Here is a 20,622-nt window from a genome sequence, read left to right on the forward strand (position 1 = left end):
GCCAGGGCCCGGCCATGGCAACAGGACAAGTTCCATCACGCCAAGCCTGGTGCCAGCTGGATATTAACTGGTCAGCGTCCCCATTGCGGAGTAAAATGCTCGGTCGTTTGACCCTGTCAAATTTTAGAAACAGCCAAAAACCGTCAAGAGTAGCAATGAGCAAGAAACTTCACATCAAGACCTGGGGCTGCCAGATGAACGAGTACGACTCGTCCAAGATGGCCGACCTGTTGGACGCCAGCAATGGCTACACGCTGACCGAAGAGCCCGAGGAGGCAGACGTCCTGCTGCTCAATACCTGCTCCATCCGTGAAAAGGCCCAGGAGAAGGTGTTCCACCAGCTCGGTCGCTGGAAGAAGCTCAAGCTGAAAAAACCGGGACTGGTAATCGGCGTAGGTGGCTGTGTCGCCTCCCAGGAAGGGGAAGCCCTGCGCCAACGTGCGCCCTATGTGGACATCGTGTTCGGCCCCCAGACCCTGCACCGCCTGCCCGCCATGATCAAGCAGGTCCAGGAGGGGCGTGGTGCCCAGGTGGACATCGCCTTCCCCGAGATCGAGAAGTTCGACAACCTGCCGGAACCCCGTGCCGAGGGAGCCAGCGCCTTCGTCTCCATCATGGAAGGCTGCTCCAAATACTGCTCCTTCTGCGTGGTGCCCTACACCCGCGGCGAGGAGGTGAGCCGACCGCTCGACGACGTGCTCTACGAAATCGCCCAGCTCGCCCAGCAGGGGGTGCGCGAGGTGAACCTGCTCGGCCAGAACGTCAACGCCTACCGGGGCCCGACCTTCGATGGCAATGACTGCACCTTCGCCGAGCTGCTGCGCCTGGTGGCCGCCATCGACGGCATCGACCGCATTCGCTACACCACCAGCCATCCCATCGAGTTCACCGACGACATCATCGAGGTCTACAAGGACACGCCGGAAGTGGTCAGCTTCCTGCACCTGCCGGTGCAGAGCGGCTCGGATCGCATCCTGACCATGATGAAGCGCCCCCACACTGTGCTGGAGTACAAGTCCAAGATCCGCCGCCTGCGCGCCGCCCGTCCCGACATCACCATGAGTTCCGACTTCATCGTCGGCTTCCCGAACGAGACGGACGAGGATTTCGAGGCCACCATGAAGCTCATCGAGGAGATCAACTTCGACATGAGTTTCAGCTTCATCTACAGCCCGCGCCCCGGCACCCCGGCCGCCGATCTGCCGGACGATGTCGACATGGAGGTGAAGAAGGCCCGCCTCACCCGCCTGCAGAACCAGATCAATCACCAGTCCATGCTCATCGGCCGCGCCATGCTGGGCTCGGTGCAGCGCATCCTGGTGGAGGGCCCCTCCAAGATGGATCCCATGCAGCTCAGTGGCCGCACCGAGAACAACCGGGTGGTCAACTTCGAGGGACCGCACCGTCTCATCGGTGGCTTCGCCGACGTGGAGATCACCGACGTGCGCCCCTACTCCCTGCGTGGCCGCTTCATCCGCGGCGAGGACGAAATGAATCTGCGCATCGCCACGGCGCCGAGCGACATTCTGGCGCGTCGGCCCGACAACCTGCCCAATGAACTGGGCGTCGCCGCCTTCAGGCCCCACTAATTTTCTTCCCCCTCCGCCTGCCGGAGGGGGATATCGCTGAGACGAGGACACTTTGAGCCGACACATCTCGACCCTGAACCTGCACCTGGAGCCCGCTGACAATCAGCGCCTCGTCAGCCTGTGCGGTCCCTTCGATGACAACATCAAACAATTGGAACGCCGCCTCGGCGTCGAAATCAGCTACCGTGACAACCACTTCCAGCTGCTCGGCAAACAGGCCCAGGTGGATGCCGCCGCCGTCATCCTCAAGCATCTCTATGTGGAGACCCAGGCGCTCAAGGGGGGCAAGGTGACCGACATTACCCCCGAGATGGTGCACCTGACGGTGCAGGAGTCCCGTGTGCTGGAGCAGGACGATGAGGAGACCCCGAGCCAGCCCCATGGCAAGGAGGTGACGGTCAAGACCAAGCGCGGCCTCATCAAGCCCCGCAGCCCGAACCAGGCGCAGTACATCAGCAACATAGTGCGCCACGACATCAGCTTCGGCATTGGCCCGGCCGGTACCGGCAAGACCTATCTGGCGGTGGCCGCCGCAGTGGATGCCCTGGAGCGCCAGGAGATCCGCCGCATCCTGCTGACCCGCCCGGCGGTGGAAGCCGGGGAGAAGCTCGGCTTCCTGCCCGGGGATCTCTCCCAGAAGGTCGATCCCTACCTGCGCCCCCTCTACGACGCCCTGTTCGAGATGCTGGGCTTCGAGCGGGTCGAGAAGCTGATGGAGCGCAACATCATCGAGGTGGCGCCCCTCGCCTATATGCGCGGAAGAACCTTGAATGACGCCTTCATCATCCTGGACGAGGCCCAGAACACCACCACCGAGCAGATGAAGATGTTCCTGACCCGCATCGGCTTCAACTCCAAGGCGGTGGTCACCGGCGACATCACCCAGGTGGACCTGCCGCGCAGCACCAAGTCCGGCCTGCGCCACGCCCTGGAAGTGCTGCAGGGGGTCGATGGCCTGTCGTTCAACTTCTTCGAATCCAAGGACGTGGTGCGCCACCCGGTGGTGGCCCGTATCGTGCAGGCCTATGAGGCATTCGACGCCGCGCAGGCCGAGTCCGCCACTGCCAAACCCAATAGAGCCAACGCCAAACAAGAGAGCGCCCAATGAGCCTGACCCTGGATCTGCAACTGGCCTCTGAGCAAGAGACGGGGCTGCCGAGTGCAGCCCAGCTGCAAGGCTGGCTGGAAGGCACCATCCTCGGCTTCCAGCCAGAGGCCGAGGTGACGATACGCATCGTCGATGAGGCCGAGAGCCAGCAGCTCAACCACACCTATCGCGGCATGGAGAAGCCCACCAATGTGCTCTCCTTCCCGTTTGAGGCTCCACCTGGCATGGAGCTGCCCCTGCTCGGCGATCTCGTTATCTGTCGTCAGGTGGTGGAGCGCGAGGCCGCAGAGCAAGGTAAAACCCTGGAAGCCCACTGGGCCCATATGGTTGTGCACGGCAGTCTGCATCTGCTAGGTTATGACCATATCGAGGATGAGGAAGCCGAAGAGATGGAAGGGCTTGAGCGCGACATCATGGCCGAGCTCGGTTTCCCAGATCCTTATCAGGACGATATACTCGGTGACGAGCATCACGGCGACTGACGTCAACCCCGTTGACGACGCAGGCCTTCGGGCCTGACCTATTCGGGTCGCTGACCCTTTAATGAGTAATCAAGAGACATCATGACCGACGATCACCCTAGTACCGGCTCGCCGAAGAAAACCTGGCTCGATAAACTCAGCCAACTCTTCCAGGGCGAGCCAAGAGACCGCAATGATTTGGTAGATGTGATTGCCGACGCCGAAGAGCGCGACCTCATCGACCAGGACACCAAGGACATGATTGAAGGTGTGCTCGAAATTGCCGAGCTGCGCGTGCGCGATATCATGATCCCCCGCTCCCAGATGGTGACCATCGAAAAATCCCAGTCCGTGGATGAACTGCTGCCGGTCATCATAGAATCTGGTCACTCCCGTTTTCCGGTGATCAACGAAGACAAGGATCATGTGGAGGGCATCTTGCTCGCCAAGGATCTGCTGCCATTCGGTTTTGGCTCTCACCACGCCAGCGAGCCCCTGCAACTCGAAAACATCCTGCGCCCGACCGTGATAGTGCCCGAGAGCAAGCGGGTCGACCGTCTGCTCAAGGAGTTCCGTGAGGAGCGCTACCACATGGCCATAGTGGTGGACGAGTTCGGCGGTGTCTCGGGTCTGGTGACCATAGAAGACATTCTCGAGCTCATCGTCGGCGAGATAGATGACGAGTTCGACGATGACGACAACGAACCCGATGAGATCCGCCGCATCAGCAAGCGGGTCTTCGCGATCAGCGCCCTCACCGAGATAGAAGACTTCAACGACTATTTCGGCACCCAGTTCAGCGATGAAGAGGTAGATACGGTGGGCGGCCTGGTGATGCACGCCTTCAGTCACCTGCCCAAGAAAGGGGAAGAGATAGAGCTCGATGGCTATCTGTTCAAGGTGATGCACGCCGACCGTCGTCGTCTGCAGCAGTTGCAGGTCCGAATCCCCGAAAATCATATCGCGGCACAATCCGAGACCCAGTAAGCCGGCGCACGCCACTCTGGCTGACTGCAAAAAACGCCCCGCACCGCGGGGCGTTTTCATTGGCGATCTGTCAATGCCGAGCCCCCGGGCTCGCCGTTACCCGCCATTACGGGTTAAGATAGCGGCCAATATCATTGAAGCCCAATTTGAGCCCCAATTACCCGTGAAATCAAAACTCCTGACAAGCCTCTGTGCCTTTGCCTGTGGCGCCCTCGCCGTGCTGGCCTTCTCGCCCTTCGGTTACTGGCCCGTGGTTGTCCCCTCCCTGCTTGGCCTCTATGCCCTGCTGGACAAGGCCAACCCCAGGCAAGCCGCCTGGCGCGGTTTTGGTTACGCCATGGGGATGTTCCTGCCGGGGCAGTGGTGGATCCATGTCAGCATGACGGAGTTTGGTGGCATCCCCCTGCCAGCGGCCTTCCTGCTATTGACCGCACTGGCGGCTTATCTGTCCCTCTACCCGACCCTGGCCTGCTGGCTGTTCGCCCGCTTCTTCACCGCCCGCCACTGGAGCCGCTGGCTGCTCGCCTTCCCGGCGCTCTGGCTCATCGCCGACTGGCTGCGCGGCTGGGTGATGACCGGCTACCCCTGGCTCTGGTTTGGCTACAGCCAGATTGATGGCCCCCTCAAGGGTTTTGCCCCCATCCTCGGGGTGCAGGGCATCACCCTCGCGCTGTTGCTCTGTACCTCAGCCCTCTGGCTGCTGTGGCAGAGTCGCAAACCGGCCTGGCTGCTGTTGCCGGTCGCCCTGGTCGCCAGCGCCCATGGATTGATGCAGCTCAACTGGGTGACCCGGGGCGAGCCGGTCAAGGTGGCGCTGGTGCAGGGCAACATAGCCCAGTCCCTCAAGTGGGATCCCGAGGCCCTGGTGCCCACCATTCGCACCTATCAGGATCTCAGCCGCGACAACCAGGATGCCGACATCATCATCTGGCCGGAATCCGCCATTCCGGCACTCGAAAAAGAGATGGGCAACTATCTGGAGAGCCTGGACAAGGCGATGAAGATCAATGATACCGCCCTGCTGGCCGGTATCATCAACTACGACACCAAGCAGCAGCGTTTCTATAACGTGGTGCTCGGCATGGGGGTACAGGATGCGGGCGGCAAGCAGAGCTACCACTATGAGCATGAGAACCGCTTCAACAAGTATCATCTGCTGCCCATTGGCGAATATGTGCCGTTCGAAGATTGGCTGCGCCCCATCGCCCCCTTCTTCAATTTGCCCATGTCCTCCTTCAGCCCAGGGGATGAGGTGCAACCCAATTTGATCGCCAAGGGGTTCAAGCTGGCAGCGGCCATCTGCTACGAGATCATCTTCCCGGAGGAGCTGCGCCGCACCGTCCAGCCGGACACCGACTTCTTGCTGACCGTCTCCAATGACGCCTGGTTTGGCAGCAGCATAGGTCCCTGGCAGCACATGGAGATCGCTCGCATGCGCGCCCTGGAACTGGCTCGCCCGCTGCTGCGTGCCACCAACAACGGCATCACCATCACCACCGAGATCGATGGCAGCATCACAGGCCAGATCCCGCAGTTCGAAGCCAAGGTGCTGCGCAGTGAAGTGCGTCCCGCCCATGGCCAGACTCCCTATCACCGCTTTGGCAGCTGGCCCCTCTACGCGTTCTGCGCCCTGGGGCTGGGGCTGGCCCTGGTGCTGAGACCCCGCGCCCACCCCTGGGCTCGTGAACTGTGATAGCCGAGGGATAAATGAAGAAGGCGCCCCAAAAAGGCGCCTTCTTCTATGTCTGGGATACGCGGACTCTCAGGGCGAGAGGGGCTCACGATGGAACTCGCTCGCCCCGCATTCCGGGCAGGGGCCGAGCTGCTGCGGATGAAGCACCGTATGGCGCCACTCACAATCCTCGCACACCAGCACCCCGAGGCCGACCCAATCACCAACACGATAAACGCCCTTGTGCTCCAGTTCGTCGGCCAGCTCCTGCCATTCCACCTGGGATCGGTCGGTCACATCGGCGAGCCAGGACCAGGCAGTGTCTTTGAGCGCCAGCATGAAAGCCGACTCCGGTGCCTCGGCCCGACCGGCCTCAAAGTTGCCCAGATCCCGCTTCACGTATTCGGCGATCAGGGCCAGCTCATCCTGGGTCAGGTCACCGGCGGCTTCCATATAAGCCTGTACCTTGGCAATCATGCGATTGAGGCGCTCGCCCTGAAAGGCTTCCGTCTCCTCCCACTGCTGCCTGAGCTGGGCGATGAAGGCCTCATAACCTTTTCGACGTTTGTCCATGGCATTACTCCTCTCGAATGACGGATGGATGCTTTGCCCGACTGGTAACCCGGGACGCTGACGGTTGTTGCCGCCGCAGGATATGGGTATTCTATCGGGATTTCCCAGCCGATTTATCTACCCATTTCACAGATCCGGATGTCACCAAATGCAAGAGCAATACGTTCCCCAGTCCATAGAACCAGCAGTGCAACAGCACTGGGATGCCAAGAAAACCTTCAAGGCAGTGGAGAAAGTAGACAAAGAGAAGTTCTACTGCCTCTCCATGTTCCCTTATCCGTCTGGTCGTCTACACATGGGGCACGTGCGTAACTACACCATAGGTGATGTGATCTCCCGTTATCAACGGCTCAATGGCAAGAACGTGCTGCAACCCATCGGTTGGGATGCCTTCGGTCTGCCCGCCGAAAACGCCGCCATCAAGAACAACACGGCGCCGGCCCCCTGGACCTATGAAAACATCGAATACATGAAGAACCAGCTCAAGATGCTGGGACTGGGCTATGACTGGGATCGTGAGCTGGCCACCTGCAAGCCGGATTACTACCGCTGGGAGCAGTGGTTCTTCACCAAGCTCCATGAGAAGGGCCTGGTCTACAAGAAGACCTCCTCGGTCAACTGGTGCCCGAACGATCAGACGGTACTCGCCAACGAGCAGGTGATCGACAACTGCTGCTGGCGTTGTGACACCCCGGTGGAGCAGAAAGAGATCCCCCAGTGGTTCATCAAGATCACCGACTATGCCCAGGAGCTGCTGGACGATATAGAGAACCTGGATGGCTGGCCCGAGATGGTCAAGACCATGCAGCGCAACTGGATTGGCCGCTCCGAAGGGGTCAACATGACCTTCCAGGTCGCCGATAGCGATGCCTCCTTCGACATCTATACCACCCGTCCCGACACCCTGATGGGCGTGACTTACGTTGGTATCGCGGCCGGTCACCCGCTGGCCCTGCAGGCTGCTGCCACCAATCCGGAACTGGCCGCGTTTATCGAAGAGTGCAAGCACACCAAGGTCGCCGAAGCCGAGATGGCAACCATGGAGAAGAAGGGCATGGCCACCGGCCTCTACGCCATTCACCCTCTGAGCGGCCATAAGGTGCCAGTCTGGGTCGCCAACTTCGTGCTGATGAACTATGGCACCGGCGCCGTCATGGCGGTCCCCGGCCACGATCTGCGCGACCATGAATTTGCCACCAAATATGGCCTCGAGATCAAGGCGGTCATCAAGCCTGCCGATGGCGAGGTGGATGTGAGCGACGCCGCTTACACCGACAAGGGTGTGCTGTTCAATTCCGGCGAGTTTGACGGCCTCGAATTCCAGGCCGCCTTCGATGCCATCTCCAACAAGCTCGAGGCGCTGGGCCGCGGCAAGCGCACCGTCAACTTCCGCCTGCGCGACTGGGGCGTCTCCCGTCAGCGCTACTGGGGTGCCCCCATCCCGATGCTGACTCTGGCCGATGGCACCGTAGTGCCGACCCCGGAAGATCAACTGCCGGTACTGTTGCCGGAAGACGTGGTGATGGACGGCATCCAGAGCCCGATCAAGGCCGATGCCGACTGGGCCAAGACCACCTACAACGGCCAGGAAGCGTTCCGCGAGACCGATACCTTCGACACCTTTATGGAGTCCTCCTGGTATTACGCCCGTTACTGCTCCCCGGACTACGACAAGGGCATGCTGGATCCCGCTGCCGCCAACCACTGGCTGCCGGTGGATCAGTACATCGGCGGCATCGAGCACGCCTGTATGCACCTGCTCTACGCCCGCTTCTTCCACAAGCTGCTGCGCGATGCGGGCCTGGTCAACAGCAGTGAGCCGTTCAAGCGCCTGCTCTGCCAGGGCATGGTGCTGGCCGACGCCTTCTACTACAAGGACGAGAAGGGCGGCAACGTCTGGGTCAGCCCGACCGAGGTCAAGCTCGAGCGTGACGAGAAGGGCCGCATCACCAAGGCCGTCGATCTGGAAGGCCGCGAAGTGATCCACTCCGGCATGACCAAGATGTCCAAGTCCAAGAACAACGGCATAGACCCGCAACTGATGGTGGAGCGTTACGGCGCCGATACCGTCCGTCTGTTCATGATGTTCGCCTCCCCGGCCGACATGACCCTGGAGTGGTCCGACTCCGGCGTCGAAGGGGCCCAGCGCTTCCTGCGTCGTCTGTGGCGCCTCACCTTCGAACACGTCTCGGCCGGTGCCGTGCCTGCGCTGGACCTGGCCGCCCTGACCGGCGATCAGAAAGCGGTGCGCCGTGAACTGCACAAGACCATCAAGAAGGTGAGCGATGACGTGGGTCGCCGCCAGACCTTCAACACCGCCATCGCCGCCATCATGGAACTGATGAACAACCTGGCCAAGCTGGGTTCGGATGCGCAAGACCGCGCCCTGATGCAAGAAGCGCTGGAAGCCGTGGTGGTCATGCTCTACCCCATCACCCCGCACATCGGCTTCGAGCTGTGGAAGATGCTGGGCAAGGGTGACGATGTGGACCACGCCGTCTGGCCGGTGGCCGACGAGGCCGCCATGGTCGAGACCGAGAAGCTGGTCGTCGTGCAGATCAACGGCAAGATGCGCGGCAAGCTGACGGTGCCCGCCGAGATCAGCCAGGCCGACGTCGAGGAGCTGGCCATGGCCGATGCCTCGGTGCAGAAGTTCACCGACGGCCTGACGGTGCGCAAGATTGTCTATATCCCGGGCAAGCTGCTCAACATAGTCGCTAACTGATTGATCAGGCATCCTTCCCGATGCCATCACCGGGTGCAAGGCCGCAAGGTCGCGCACCCTCGTATAATCAAAGGAGGCGGCTCGCCGGTGCGCGCCGCCTCCTTGTTGGAGAGGACATGCCATGGGTTCGCCCCTCATTCGCTGGATCAGCATACTGTTGACCACACTGTTGCTTTCGGCCTGCGGCTTCCAGATGCGCGGCCAGGCCATTCCCCCCGAACTGATGACCATGAAGGTGGTCGGTGACACCAAGAGCGATCTCTATCGACTGGTGACCACCCGCCTCAAGGCGTCAGGGGTCGTGCTGGACGACAAGGAAGGCATTCCGGTGCTGACCCTGGGCAGCATCGGCAACAGCAGCGAGGTCGCCTCGGTCGATGCCCTCGGTCAGGACAGGGAGTATGTGCTCGGCTACAGCACCAGCTTTACCATCTCCATGCCGGGTCAACCGACCCAGATCTTCCCCATCACCTTCAACCGCAGTTTCCTGAACAAACCGGACGCGGCCCTTGCCTCATCCCGTGAGCAGGAGCAGCTCGGCAAGGAGATGCAGGAACAGGCCGCCAGCCTGATAGTGCGGCAGCTGAGCCAGGTCAAGTTCTGATGAGAGTATCTTGATGAGGATTTACCCCGAGCAGTTTGCGGATCACCTCAAGGCAGGGCTCAGGCCCTGCTATCTCGTCTTTGGTGCCGAGCCGCTGCTCGAGAAAGAGCAAGCCATCGACCTTGCGACTCACCCACTCAACCAGGCCAGGCTCTGATGCGGATCTACCCCGAGCAATTTGCGGATCACCTCAAGACAGGGCTCAGGCCCTGCTATCTCGTCTTTGGTGACGAGCCGCTGCTCGAGAAAGAGCAAGCCATCGACCTTGCGACTCACCCACTCAACCAGGCCAGGCTCTGATGCGGATCTACCCCGAGCAATTTGCAGATCACCTCAAGACAGGGCTCAGGCCCTGCTATCTCGTCTTTGGTGACGAGCCGCTGTTCGAGAAAGAGCAAGCCATCGACCTTGCGACTCACCCACTCAACCAGGCCAGGCTCTGATGCGGATCTACCCCGAGCAATTTGCGGATCACCTCAAGACAGGGCTCAGGCCCTGCTATCTCGTCTTTGGTGACGAGCCGCTGCTCAAACAGGAGGCCATCGACAGCATCCGCCAGCACGCACGCAAGCTGGGGTTCGATGAGCGCCACAGTTTCGTGGTCGAGCCGGGGCTTGACTGGAATCAGGTCTACGATGCCTGCCAGGCCATGAGCCTGTTCTCGGCCCGCCAGCTCATCGAGTTGGAGCTCCCCCCCAAGGTCGACAAGGATCTCGCCGCCCGCATCAGCGAAATCGGCAAGCAGCTGCATCCCGACCTGCTGCTGGTGCTGAGCGGTGGCCGGCTCAACCAGACCCAGATGAAGGCAGCCTGGTTCGACAAGCTCTACCAACTTGGAACCTATGTGCCGGTCAACCACCCGGAGCCGCGCTTCTTCCCGCGCTGGATGGGGGCCCGTTTTCAGAAGTTCGGCCTCAAGGCCCTGCCCGATGCCATCAATTTCATGTGCCATGCCTATGAGGGCAACCTGCTGGCGGCGAGTCAGGAGATTGAGAAGCTGACCCTGCTGGATCCACCTCAGCCCATCAGCGTCCCCTATCTGCAAGAGACCATCATTCGTCACGCCCACTTCACCCCCTTCCAGCTGATCGATACCCTGCTGGAGGGCAAAGTGAACCGGGCCCAGCGCATCTTGCAGGCCCTGCGCGCCGAGGGCACCGAGCCCGGCATGCTCGCCTGGACCCTGACTCGCGAGCTGGAACAGCTCACCGAGCTGTCGCTGGCCATGCGCAGTGGCCAACCCCTGGGGGAGCACTTCTCCCGCCTGCGTATCTGGCAGAGCCGCCAGCAGCTGATCCAGCAGGCACTGACCCGCTTGCCCTTTGCCAAGTTGCAGCAGCTCTGGCAGCTGATGAGCCAGCTCGACGCCGCCCTGAGCCACTTCGAGACACAGCGTGCCTGGCTGCTGTTGCAAACCCTGGCCCTGGGATTTCGCGATGGTGCGCCGCTGCCGTTGCCAGAGGCAGCCGCATGCTAAGCAAACCAATCGGCCTGCGCGCGACAAAGGCCACCTTCGAGTCCACTTGTCATCGGCCCCCGACGATCAGGACAGTGCCACAGGGGTGGGCAGCATGTTGAATCCAGCTATCGGCCTGCTCGGCGGCACCTTCGATCCCATTCATATCGGCCATCTGCGCCCAGCCATCGAGGCGCAACAGGCGCTGTCACTGGCCGAGATCCGGCTCATTCCAAACCATATCCCCCCCCACAGGGCCAACCCCTTCTGCTCGAGCGAGCAGCGCCTGGCCATGGTCAGGCTGGCGGCGGCAGAGAATCCGGGGTTTGTGGTCGATGAGCGGGAGCTGAGGAGAGAGCGTCCCTCCTACACCATAGAGACGCTTATCGAGCTGAGGAGCGAGCTGCCCGACACGCCGCTCTGCTTTCTGATGGGCATGGATTCCCTGCTCAGTCTGCCGAGCTGGCATCGCTGGCAAGCACTGCTCGACCATGCCCATCTGGTGGTGAGCGGCCGCCCGGGTTGGCAGCCGGATTACCCCGCCCCGGTGGCCGAGCTGCTGGCCCGCCATCAGACTCGGGATCCCGGTGCCCTGCACCAGCACCTGGCCGGTCATATCTGGCTGGCAGACAACCTGCCCATCCATCTCTCTGCCACGGCGCTGCGGGAGTTGCTGGCCAAGGGACAGGATCCCCGCTATCTGTTGCCAGCCTCTGTCGCGCACTATATTGATCAACAAGGGCTCTATCGCGCCAGCGCAAAGATCCCCCTTGCTTCCCCTACCCAGCCTGGTAGGAAATGAAGCCACCCATGATATAATCCGCCGCCCCATGCCCAAGCAAGCCGCGCCGGATCCAGAGGAGAAACACTATTGCAAGAGCAACAACTGCACGCCTTCATCATCGACAAGATCGATGACATGAAGGGCCGCGACATCGTTACCCTGGATGTGCGCGGTCAATCCACCATCACGGATACCCTGATCATCTGCTCCGGCAACTCCAGTCGTCATGTCTGTGCCATCGCCAGTAACCTGGCGAGCGAGGCGCGCCATGCCAAGCTCAATCTGCTGAGCGTGGAAGGACAACAGACCGGCGAGTGGGTGCTGGTCGATCTGGGCTCCGTCATAGTGCATGTGATGCAAGACGAGTATCGCGACTTCTACCAACTGGAGAAACTCTGGGGCAGTGCTCCGGTACAAGCCTGATCCCCATGAAGATTCAGTTAATTGCCGTGGGCACCAAGATGCCCGCCTGGGTCGAGCACGGCTTCCAGGAATACCGCCGCCGCTTTCCCAAAGACATGCCATTTGAGCTGGTCGAGATAAGCGCAGGCAAACGCGGCAAGAATGCCGACATCCCCCGTATCCTGCAAAAGGAGGGGGAAGCCATGCTGGCCGCTGCGGGTCGTTCACGCCTCGTCACCCTGGATATTCCCGGCAAGCCCTGGACCACGGAGCAGCTGGCAGGCCAGCTGGAAGCCTGGAAGCTGGATGGCCGCGACGTCGCCCTGCTGGTAGGCGGCCCCGAGGGGCTCTCCCCTGAATGCAAGGCGGCTGCCGAGCAGAGCTGGTCCCTCTCGCCACTCACCCTGCCCCATCCCCTGGTGCGGGTCTTGGTGGCCGAGAGCCTTTACCGGGCCTGGAGCATCACCACCAACCACCCTTATCACAGGGAATAGCGCTTTATGTTTTCGCTCCCCCCCAAGGTTGAGGCATCCCCATGCTGAAACAACGCATCGAGATGCGCGATCACAGTGCAGAGGGCAACCTCTTCTTCCGTCGCACCCTGGTCGCCTACCTGGGCATGGTCGCCCTGATGCTGGTGCTGCTCGGCAATCTCTACTACCTGCAGGTAGAATCGTTCGACACCTACCAGACCCGCTCCAATGACAACCGGATCAGGGTCGTGCCGGTGGCCCCTCCGCGCGGCCTCATCTATGACACCAATGGCGTGCTGCTGGCGGAAAATCGCCCGGTCTACAGCCTGGAAATCGTGCCGGAAGAGGCCGGGGACATCGACAAGATGGCCGATGAACTCATCGCCCTGCTCGGGCTGCCGGAAGGGACCAAGGAGAAGTTCCTGGCGGAGGTCAAGCGTCAGCGTCGCTTCAAGCCCGTCTCCCTCTATGAGAAGCTGACCGAGAAGCAGGTCGCGGTCTTCTCCGTCGATCAGCACAACTATCCGGGGGCCAGCATCGAGGCCTACCTCAAGCGCTATTACCCCTTTGGCGATACCCTCACCCATGCCCTGGGTTATGTGGCCAAGATCAATACCCGGGATGTGGAGCGTCTCGATAAAGAGGACAAACTCGCCAACTACGCGGCCACCAAGGATATCGGCAAGCAGGGGGTGGAGAAGTTCTACGAGGATCAGTTGCACGGCGTCGCCGGCTACCAGGAGGTCGAGGTCAATAACCGTGGCCGGGTGGTGCGTACCCTCAAGTTCCAGGCACCCCAGCCCGGCAAGGACATCTACCTCAATATCGACATCCGCCTGCAGCTACGTGCCCAGCAGCTGCTGGCTGGCCAGCGGGGGGCCATCGTCATGATGGATCCCAAGACCGGTGCCATCCTGGCCATGGAGTCGAGCCCGAGCTATGACCCCAATCTGTTCGTGACTGGCATCTCCACCACCAATTATTCGGGTCTGCTCAACGATCCGGCCCGCCCGCTGGTCAACCGCACCACCCAGGGCATCTATGCCCCCGCCTCCACCGTCAAGCCGATGATGTCGGTGATGGGGCTCAACGAGGGGGCCATCACCCCCCAATACCGCTACTTTGGCGGACCCACCTTCTCCATTCCCGGTACCACCAAGAAGTTCCGGGACTGGCGCCGCTGGGGCCATGGCTGGCTCGATGTGTATCGCGCCATCGAAGTGTCGGCGGATACCTATTTCTACGATCTCGCCTACCGGGTCGGCATCGACAAGATCCACGAATACATGACCCAGTTCGGTTTCGGTCAGTACAGTGGCGTCGATCTCTACGAGGAGACCCGAGGGGTCATGCCCTCCCGGGAGTGGAAGATGAAACGCTGGCGCCAACCCTGGTATCAAGGTGACACCATCTCCATCGGCATAGGCCAAGGCTACTGGAGTGCCACGCCCATCCAGCTCGCCAAGGCGATCAGCATCCTGACCCAGAACGGTCATGACGTGACGCCGCACCTGCTCAAGAGCACCGTCTCCCTGGATGGCTCGGTGCCTGCGCCGATCAATACCAAGGTGGCGCTCAAGACCAAGAGCGACAGCTATTGGCAAGTTGCCCAGCAGGGCATGTGGCGGGTCAACCAGGGCAAGGAAGGCAGTGGCCGTCATGCCTTTGCCAATACCGCCTACGTCTCCGGTGGCAAATCGGGCACGGCCCAGGTGGTCGGTCTGAAGGAGAACCAGATCTATAACGCGGCCACCACCAAGGTCGAGCACAGGGATAATGCACTCTTTGTCGCTTATGCCCCCTTCGAGGCGCCCAAGGCCGTGGTGGCCCTGGTGCTGGAGAACGCCGGTGGCGGCAGCAAGAACGCAGCCCCTGTGGCACGTCAGATGCTCGACTCCTATCTGCTGCCCCCCGAGCCCGAACTGCCCCCGGCCCCGCTCAAAGCGGCGGCAGCCAAACCGACCGATGCCAACGCCACAGAGGTAAGCCCCCATGAGTAACTCGGCCCGCCAGAACAGCCTCTGGTACCGGCTGCATATCGATTTGCCCCTGCTGATCGGTCTGCTCTGCCTCATGGCCCTCTCCATGGTGGTGCTCTACTCCGCCTCGGGTCAGGACATGGACTCCATCGTGCGCCAGCTGGTGCGCGGCGGCCTCGCCTTCATGCTGATGCTGGCCCTGGCCCAGCTGCCACCGACTATCTATGCCCGCTGGGCCATCCCCGTGTTCGCCGTGGTGGTGCTGATGCTGATCGCGGTCGATGTCTTTGGCCATATCGGCAAGGGGGCGCAGCGCTGGCTGGATCTCGGCTTCATGAAGTTCCAACCCTCCGAAGTCATGAAGGTCTCCATGCCCATCATGGTGGCGACCTGGCTCAGCCGACATTCGCTGCCTCCCAAACTCAGCCACGTGATAGTCGCCCTGATCATGGTGCTGCTGCCGACCCTGCTCATCGCGGCCCAGCCCGATCTTGGCACCTCCATCCTGGTGGCGGCCTCCGGCTTCTTCGTCATCTTCCTGGCGGGGATCAGCTGGTGGCTCATCGGACTGGCCGCGCTGCTGGCGGCGGCCTTCATGCCGGTACTCTGGTTCTTCCTGATGCACGACTACCAGCGTCAGCGGGTGCTGATGCTGCTCGATCCGGAGAAAGACCCCCTCGGCCGCGGCTACCACATCATCCAGTCCAAGATAGCCATCGGCTCCGGCGGCGTCTTTGGCAAGGGCTGGCTGCAGGGCACCCAATCCCAGCTGGAATTTTTGCCAGAGCGCCACACCGACTTCATCTTCGCGGTATTCAGCGAGGAGTTCGGCCTGGTGGGCGTCGCGCTGCTGCTCGCACTCTATCTCTACATCATCAGCCGCTGCCTCTATATCTCGATGCAGGCCCAGAGCAGCTTCGAACGCCTGCTTGGCGGCGCCCTGACCCTCACCTTCTTCGTCTATGTGTTCGTCAACATGGGCATGGTCAGCGGCATACTGCCGGTGGTCGGCGTGCCGCTGCCGCTGGTGAGTTACGGCGGCACCTCCATGGTGACCCTGATGGCCGGCTTCGGCATCCTGATGTCCATTCAGACTCACAGAAGGCTGCTGGCCTGATGCTGCGGCGCGCCTCCCGCCTGCTGTTGCTGGCAGTGACCTTGCCAACCATGGCGGCTCCCGTCGCCACTGCGCCGCCGAGCATGGCCACCCTCACCACCCTGGCCGAACGTCAGGCCGTTCCTCTGGCCGACTTGCAGGCTGCCGCCGGGGCCGCCCGACTCAATCCCGAGATACTGGCGCTGATGCAGCGCCCCTGGGAGGCCAAGCCCTGGTATCAGTACAGAGCGCTGTTCGTCACCGAACAACGCATTCAGGCCGGTGTGCGCTTCTGGCAAGAAAACCACACGCAGCTCAGCCAGGCGGAACAGACTTACAGAGTCCCCGCCGCCCTCATCACCGCCATCCTGGGGGTAGAAACGGCCTACGGTAAGCAGATGGGCCGCCACGGGGTACTCGACAGTCTCTATACCCTGGGTTTCTACTACCCGGAACGGGCCGATTTTTTCGCCAAGGAATTTGCCCAGCTGGTGCTACTCGGCCAGGAGGAGGGATTGTCCCTCCAGACCCTCAAGGGCTCCTACGCGGGCGCCATGGGCATGGGTCAATTCATGCCCTCCAGCTATCGCCACTATGCCGTGGATTTTGATGGTGACGGCAAGCGGGATCTGTTCGGCAACAAGGCCGATGCCATCGGCAGCGTGGCCAACTATTTTGCCGAGCATGGCTGGCGCTGGCAGGAGCCCGTGGTCGAGCCCGCCGAGGCGACCCTGCCGGTCGCCGAGTCTCTGATAGGCAAGGCCCCCGAACCAACCCTGCCATGGCAGACCCTGTCTGATGCCGGGCTGCGCCTCGCCACGCCACCGGATGCCAATACCAGGGTCCGTCTGCTGGCCCTCGATAAGGCGGACGGCCCCAGCTACTGGGTCGCCCGCCACAATTTCTACGTGATCAATCGCTACAACCGCAGCCCCTTGTACGGCATGGCGGTCTATCAACTCAGCCAAGCCATTCAGGATGCCTATGCAGCACAACCAAGCCCTCCTTCTCAGCCTGACCTTGTTGCTGGCCGCCTGTAGCAGCCAACCCGAGCAGCCCCCGGCCCCCCCTTCCCCCCCAGTACAGGTGGAGAAACCGCCGGTCATCGAGTTCCCCCAGGCCACTGGCGCCATACCGCGCCATGAGCCCCTGAGCGCGAGCGGCAACCGCGACTACTGGGTAGGCAAGCAGAAGTATCAGGTGTGGCGCGACATCAAGGACTACAGCGAGGAGGGCTCCGCCAGCTGGCTCGACCAGGGACTCGACGGCAACAAGACCGCCAACGGCGACATCATGGACAGCAGCCAGTTCAGTGCGGCCCACCGCAACCTGCCGCTGCCGAGCTATGTGCGGGTCACCAACCTCGACAATGGCAAAGAGACCATAGTGCGGGTCAACGACCGTGGTCCCTTCACGCCATCACGACTCATCGACCTCTCCCATGCCGCCGCCCATCAACTCGGCATGGTCGATAACGGCACGGCGCGAGTCAGGCTGGATCTCATCACCGATACCCCGGATCAACAGATTGAACGGGTGGCAGACATTCCCATGACGGACACCCTCGCGGCCCAGGTCCCCGAGCCCCTGATAGCGGCCAAGCCTCCAGTCGCGCCCCCAGCCAAACCGGCGGTGAAGGCCCAGACACCTGTGGCCAGCACTGCGGCCACCCCGGCGACAGGGTCTGACAAGCGGATGCAGGTGCTCGCCAGCGGGTCCCAGCAGCGGGCCCAGAGCCTGGCCGAGAGCCTCGGCAAACAATATGGGGTACCTCATCAGATTGAGGCCGCCGGCCACGTCTTTCGCGTGCTGCTGGGCCCCATCCCTGCGGCCAAGCAGGCTGAGTTGCTGCAACAGTTACGCAGCTCAGGATTCGAACAGGCTTTCTTGCTCCCCTGATGCGCTCGTTTCAGGCCCTCCCCCGCGACCACAGCAAGGCGGGGCGCGCCTGATTACGACGCGTTTGCTGAGCTGGATTGTTAAAAAATCCCCCCCGATCGCCATGCCGGACTATAACCGCTGCGCGCTTCTGGTATAGTTAGCCCCGCTTTTTCATTTACATTTACCAGGGGTCACCCCCCGACCAGGCCCGCAGGAATTTTCACGATGTCCAAATTTTCTCATTCAGTTATCCTCGCCGCCCTGATCAGCGCAACCGCCCAGGCCAATACCCCGGTGCCGGATGCACTGCCCACCCCCAACAGCATGCCGGTGGTAGTGCCCGCCGCGCCGACCATTTCGGCCAAGGCCCATATCCTGATCGACTACGCCAGTGGTCAGATCCTCGCCGAGGAGAATGCCGAAGAGCGCCTGCCGCCTGCCAGTCTGACCAAGATGATGACCTCCTACATCATTGGTCAGGAGCTGCTCAAGGGGAATATCAAGCGCACCGACATGGTGACCATCAGCCAAAACGCCTGGTCCAAGAACTACTCCGATTCGTCCAAGATGTTTATCGAGGTTGGCAAACAGGTTTCCGTCGACGATCTCAACAAGGGCATTATCATCCAGTCCGGCAATGACGCTTGTGTCGCCATGGCCGAATTCCTGGCAGGCAGCACCGACTCCTTCGCCAGCCTGATGAATACCTGGTCCGCCAAGCTTGGCATGAACGACAGCCACTTCATGAACCCCCATGGTCTGGATGCCGAGGGGCACTACAGTACCGCCCACGACATGGCGCGCCTGGGCCAGGCCCTGATCCGCGACTTGCCGGAGGAGTACAAGATTTACTCCCAGAAGTCGTTCGTGTTCAACGGTATCACTCAGCACAACCGCAACCGCCTGCTGTGGGATCAATCCCTGCAGGTCGATGGCATCAAGACCGGCCACGTCAGCCAGGTCGGTTACAACCTGGTCTCCTCCGCCACCAACAATGAGGGCATGCGCCTCATCGCCGTGGTATTCGGTGCCAACAGCGAGGCCTCCCGCGCCGCCGAGAGCAAGAAGTTGCTCACCTACGGCTTCCGCTTCTTCCAAAGCGCCACCCCCTATAAAGCGGGTACCGAGCTGGTGAGCCAGAAGATCTGGATGGGTGACAAGCCGGAGGTGAAGCTGGGGGTTGATCAGGATGTCTCTGTGGTGGTGACCCGCGGTCAGGCCAACAATCTGAAAGCGGACTTCCAGCTCGACAGCGAGCTGAAGGCACCGCTGACCAAGGGACAAAAAGTCGGGACCGTCTTCCTCAAGCAGGGTGACAAAGAGATCAAGCAAGTGCCCCTGGTTGCCCTGGAAGATGTGCAAGAGGGTGGCCTGATGAGCCGTCTGTGGGACTATGTCGTCCTGCTGGTGACCAGCTGGTTCAAGTAAGGCTCGGCTAAGTGCGTCAGCCTGCGAGGCCTAAGTCATGGCCCGGCAGCTGACCAGCTGACGCCGGACAAGCAGGGTAAAATGTTGTCAAGTAACGGCGCCATCAGGCGCCGTTACTGTCTCGCTGACAGCCACTAGCGAATAACCCTGCAATCTGCAGGTTCCGCCGCCCCGGGATTTGTGGTAAAAAGCAGCACCTCCATGTCTTGTCGCACGAAACCGGGTCTTGATCCCGGTCTGGGCCATGCCCATATAGACTTGTACTGGCGGCCGTCTAGGCCAAGGGCAATGAGCTACATGAGAGAGTCATCCCTGATGACACAAAAGGTGAGTCAATGAATACCAAGTTTGATGAACTGCTGGAGTTCCCCTGCAAGTTCCCCTTCAAGGTACTGGGTGTCGCCGATCCCGCCCTGCCGGATCAGGTTGTCCAAGTGCTGCAGCAGCATGCGCCGGGCACTTACAGCCCCGTCGTCCAACCCAGCTCCAAAGGCAATTATCACTCTGTAAGGGTGACGGTTACCGCCCAGAGCAAAGAACATGTCGAAGCCATGTATACCGCCTTGGGTAACATAGAGCTGGTTCGCTACGTTCTGTAACCTCATGCCTTCGTCGCCCCCTGAGGGCGACGAATTTTTTGTCGTGCCCTGCCCGTGAGGAAACCATGTCCAGCCCAGCACAACGTCACCTGCTGATCAGACACCTGGGTCGCAGCCCCTATCAGGCCGTGTGGGACGCCATGAAGGCGTTCACCGACGGCCGCGATGGCGACACCCCTGACGAGTTCTGGTTGGTGGAGCATGAGCCCGTCTACACCCAGGGACAGGCCGGCAAGGCCGAGCATCTGCTCGCCCCCGGCGACATTCCTGTGGTGCAGAGCGATCGCGGTGGCCAGGTGACTTATCATGGCCCCGGCCAGCTGGTGCTCTATGTGCTGGTGGACGTGCGCCGCTGCAAGCTGTCGGTGCGCGAGCTGGTGACCGCCCTGGAGCAGGCCATCATATCGACCCTGGCCCTGAGCGATATCGCCGCCTATGCCAAGGCGGATGCCCCCGGTGTCTATGTGCAGCAAGCCGGTTTCGAGGCCAAAATCGCCTCCCTGGGACTGCGCATTCGGCGCGGCTGCTCCTTCCATGGCCTGGCCCTCAACGTCAACATGGACATGAGCCCCTTCCTGCGGATCAACCCTTGTGGTTATGCAGGCATGCCGATGGCTCAAACCAGTGCCCTGGGCGGCCCTTTGAGCGTCGCCGACGCGGCGGTGCCGCTTATCGACGCCCTGGCCAGCCTGATCGGCTATCAGACCATTACCCATGTCGAGCAAGCAGCATGAGTCGTTTCCTGCCCTGCGGCGATGGGAACATCAAGATGCCCCCTTCGGCCATCAACCTGACAGTAACAAAC

Annotated in this window: 20 protein-coding genes and 2 pseudogenes; 21 read left to right on the forward strand and 1 reads right to left on the reverse strand. The window is 61.4% G+C overall.

Annotation, left to right across the window (positions count from 1 at the left end; translation table 11 throughout):
- Positions 1–155: 155 nt before the first annotated feature.
- The 5 genes from miaB (at position 156) to lnt (ending at position 5,838) form a co-directional block, all read left to right on the forward strand.
- Positions 156–1,589, forward strand: a complete 1,434-nt coding sequence (miaB, locus tag KYK33_RS15700) for a tRNA (N6-isopentenyl adenosine(37)-C2)-methylthiotransferase MiaB (protein ID WP_042040900.1) — start codon at positions 156–158, stop codon at positions 1,587–1,589.
- A 52-nt stretch (positions 1,590–1,641) separates the two neighbouring features.
- Positions 1,642–2,697, forward strand: a complete 1,056-nt coding sequence (locus tag KYK33_RS15705) for a PhoH family protein (protein WP_224431132.1) — start codon at positions 1,642–1,644, stop codon at positions 2,695–2,697.
- Positions 2,694–3,179, forward strand: coding sequence for an rRNA maturation RNase YbeY (gene ybeY, locus KYK33_RS15710; protein WP_224431133.1), 486 nt, complete (start codon positions 2,694–2,696; stop codon positions 3,177–3,179). Before KYK33_RS15705 ends, ybeY begins: the two co-directional genes overlap by 4 nt.
- Positions 3,180–3,260: 81 nt before the next feature.
- The gene (gene corC / locus KYK33_RS15715) at positions 3,261–4,145 is read left to right on the forward strand and encodes a CNNM family magnesium/cobalt transport protein CorC (protein ID WP_224431134.1); all 885 of its coding nucleotides are present in this window, start codon (positions 3,261–3,263) and stop codon (positions 4,143–4,145) included.
- A 163-nt stretch (positions 4,146–4,308) separates the two neighbouring features.
- Positions 4,309–5,838: an apolipoprotein N-acyltransferase gene (lnt, locus tag KYK33_RS15720; protein ID WP_224431135.1), complete on the forward strand. Its 1,530-nt coding sequence runs from the start codon at positions 4,309–4,311 to the stop codon at positions 5,836–5,838.
- Positions 5,839–5,907: 69 nt separating this feature from the next.
- Here lnt and KYK33_RS15725 read toward each other — a convergent pair whose 3' ends face one another.
- Positions 5,908–6,390 (reverse strand): zinc ribbon-containing protein, encoded by a 483-nt coding sequence (locus KYK33_RS15725; RefSeq protein ID WP_224431136.1) that lies wholly within the window; start codon positions 6,388–6,390, stop codon positions 5,908–5,910.
- A 148-nt stretch (positions 6,391–6,538) separates the two neighbouring features.
- Here KYK33_RS15725 and leuS point away from each other — a divergent pair, with 148 nt between their 5' ends.
- The 16 genes and pseudogenes from leuS to lipB all read left to right on the forward strand — a co-directional run bounded on the left by leuS (position 6,539) and on the right by lipB (position 20,551).
- A complete protein-coding gene (gene leuS / locus KYK33_RS15730) occupies positions 6,539–9,115 on the forward strand; it encodes a leucine--tRNA ligase (RefSeq protein ID WP_224431137.1) in 2,577 nt (858 codons plus the stop codon).
- Positions 9,116–9,236: 121 nt separating this feature from the next.
- The gene (locus tag KYK33_RS15735) at positions 9,237–9,719 is read left to right on the forward strand and encodes an LPS-assembly lipoprotein LptE (RefSeq protein WP_042040907.1); all 483 of its coding nucleotides are present in this window, start codon (positions 9,237–9,239) and stop codon (positions 9,717–9,719) included.
- A 13-nt stretch (positions 9,720–9,732) separates the two neighbouring features.
- Positions 9,733–9,840, forward strand: a pseudogene (locus KYK33_RS15740) (DNA polymerase III subunit delta); the annotation flags it as partial.
- Positions 9,841–9,875: 35 nt separating this feature from the next.
- A pseudogene (locus KYK33_RS15745) lies at positions 9,876–9,983 on the forward strand (DNA polymerase III subunit delta); the annotation flags it as partial.
- Between the two features lie 35 nt (positions 9,984–10,018).
- On the forward strand, positions 10,019–10,162 hold the full coding sequence (locus KYK33_RS15750) for a DNA polymerase III subunit delta (RefSeq protein ID WP_396021355.1): 144 nt from the start codon (positions 10,019–10,021) through the stop codon (positions 10,160–10,162).
- On the forward strand, positions 10,162–11,196 hold the full coding sequence (holA, locus tag KYK33_RS15755; RefSeq protein ID WP_042040909.1) for a DNA polymerase III subunit delta: 1,035 nt from the start codon (positions 10,162–10,164) through the stop codon (positions 11,194–11,196). Before KYK33_RS15750 ends, holA begins: the two co-directional genes overlap by 1 nt.
- A 94-nt stretch (positions 11,197–11,290) precedes the next feature.
- On the forward strand, positions 11,291–11,977 hold the full coding sequence (gene nadD / locus KYK33_RS15760) for a nicotinate-nucleotide adenylyltransferase (protein ID WP_224431138.1): 687 nt from the start codon (positions 11,291–11,293) through the stop codon (positions 11,975–11,977).
- Between the two features lie 69 nt (positions 11,978–12,046).
- Complete coding sequence (gene rsfS / locus KYK33_RS15765) at positions 12,047–12,382, forward strand: ribosome silencing factor (RefSeq protein WP_042040911.1); 336 nt, start codon at positions 12,047–12,049, stop codon at positions 12,380–12,382.
- A gap of 5 nt (positions 12,383–12,387) precedes the next feature.
- A complete protein-coding gene (rlmH, locus tag KYK33_RS15770; RefSeq protein ID WP_005894642.1) occupies positions 12,388–12,855 on the forward strand; it encodes a 23S rRNA (pseudouridine(1915)-N(3))-methyltransferase RlmH in 468 nt (155 codons plus the stop codon).
- Positions 12,856–12,896: 41 nt separating this feature from the next.
- A complete protein-coding gene (mrdA, locus tag KYK33_RS15775) occupies positions 12,897–14,834 on the forward strand; it encodes a penicillin-binding protein 2 (protein WP_224431139.1) in 1,938 nt (645 codons plus the stop codon).
- Complete coding sequence (rodA, locus tag KYK33_RS15780; protein ID WP_224431140.1) at positions 14,827–15,930, forward strand: rod shape-determining protein RodA; 1,104 nt, start codon at positions 14,827–14,829, stop codon at positions 15,928–15,930. The genes mrdA and rodA overlap by 8 nt, the downstream gene beginning before the upstream one ends.
- A gap of 23 nt (positions 15,931–15,953) precedes the next feature.
- On the forward strand, positions 15,954–16,949 hold the full coding sequence (gene mltB, locus KYK33_RS15785) for a lytic murein transglycosylase B (RefSeq protein WP_396021401.1): 996 nt from the start codon (positions 15,954–15,956) through the stop codon (positions 16,947–16,949).
- Positions 16,894–17,808 (forward strand): septal ring lytic transglycosylase RlpA family protein, encoded by a 915-nt coding sequence (locus KYK33_RS15790; RefSeq protein WP_224431141.1) that lies wholly within the window; start codon positions 16,894–16,896, stop codon positions 17,806–17,808. Before mltB ends, KYK33_RS15790 begins: the two co-directional genes overlap by 56 nt.
- 207 nt (positions 17,809–18,015) lie before the next feature.
- A complete protein-coding gene (locus tag KYK33_RS15795) occupies positions 18,016–19,218 on the forward strand; it encodes a D-alanyl-D-alanine carboxypeptidase family protein (RefSeq protein WP_224431142.1) in 1,203 nt (400 codons plus the stop codon).
- A 335-nt stretch (positions 19,219–19,553) separates the two neighbouring features.
- Positions 19,554–19,817, forward strand: coding sequence for a DUF493 family protein YbeD (gene ybeD, locus KYK33_RS15800; RefSeq protein ID WP_042040917.1), 264 nt, complete (start codon positions 19,554–19,556; stop codon positions 19,815–19,817).
- A 65-nt stretch (positions 19,818–19,882) separates the two neighbouring features.
- Entirely contained in the window at positions 19,883–20,551 is a 669-nt protein-coding gene (lipB, locus tag KYK33_RS15805) for a lipoyl(octanoyl) transferase LipB (protein WP_042040918.1), read from the forward strand.
- The last annotated feature ends 71 nt before the right edge of the window (positions 20,552–20,622 follow it).

Source organism: Aeromonas rivuli (assembly GCF_020149575.1).
In the GTDB taxonomy this organism is placed as follows: Bacteria; Pseudomonadota; Gammaproteobacteria; order Enterobacterales; family Aeromonadaceae; genus Aeromonas; species Aeromonas rivuli.

Coding starts and splice junctions, on each gene's coding strand:
- rlmH (WP_005894642.1), top strand. CDS start 12,388: ATGAAGATTCAGTTAATTGCCGTGGGCACCAAGATGCCCGCCTGGGTC.
- rodA (WP_224431140.1), top strand. CDS start 14,827: ATGAGTAACTCGGCCCGCCAGAACAGCCTCTGGTACCGGCTGCATATC.
- holA (WP_042040909.1), top strand. CDS start 10,162: ATGCGGATCTACCCCGAGCAATTTGCGGATCACCTCAAGACAGGGCTC.
- KYK33_RS15790 (WP_224431141.1), top strand. CDS start 16,894: ATGCAGCACAACCAAGCCCTCCTTCTCAGCCTGACCTTGTTGCTGGCC.
- KYK33_RS15750 (WP_396021355.1), top strand. CDS start 10,019: ATGCGGATCTACCCCGAGCAATTTGCAGATCACCTCAAGACAGGGCTC.
- nadD (WP_224431138.1), top strand. CDS start 11,291: ATGTTGAATCCAGCTATCGGCCTGCTCGGCGGCACCTTCGATCCCATT.
- ybeY (WP_224431133.1), top strand. CDS start 2,694: ATGAGCCTGACCCTGGATCTGCAACTGGCCTCTGAGCAAGAGACGGGG.
- KYK33_RS15795 (WP_224431142.1), top strand. CDS start 18,016: ATGTCCAAATTTTCTCATTCAGTTATCCTCGCCGCCCTGATCAGCGCA.
- mrdA (WP_224431139.1), top strand. CDS start 12,897: ATGCTGAAACAACGCATCGAGATGCGCGATCACAGTGCAGAGGGCAAC.
- lipB (WP_042040918.1), top strand. CDS start 19,883: ATGTCCAGCCCAGCACAACGTCACCTGCTGATCAGACACCTGGGTCGC.
- KYK33_RS15735 (WP_042040907.1), top strand. CDS start 9,237: ATGGGTTCGCCCCTCATTCGCTGGATCAGCATACTGTTGACCACACTG.
- KYK33_RS15725 (WP_224431136.1), bottom strand. CDS start 6,390: ATGGACAAACGTCGAAAAGGTTATGAGGCCTTCATCGCCCAGCTCAGG.
- ybeD (WP_042040917.1), top strand. CDS start 19,554: ATGAATACCAAGTTTGATGAACTGCTGGAGTTCCCCTGCAAGTTCCCC.
- leuS (WP_224431137.1), top strand. CDS start 6,539: ATGCAAGAGCAATACGTTCCCCAGTCCATAGAACCAGCAGTGCAACAG.
- miaB (WP_042040900.1), top strand. CDS start 156: ATGAGCAAGAAACTTCACATCAAGACCTGGGGCTGCCAGATGAACGAG.
- corC (WP_224431134.1), top strand. CDS start 3,261: ATGACCGACGATCACCCTAGTACCGGCTCGCCGAAGAAAACCTGGCTC.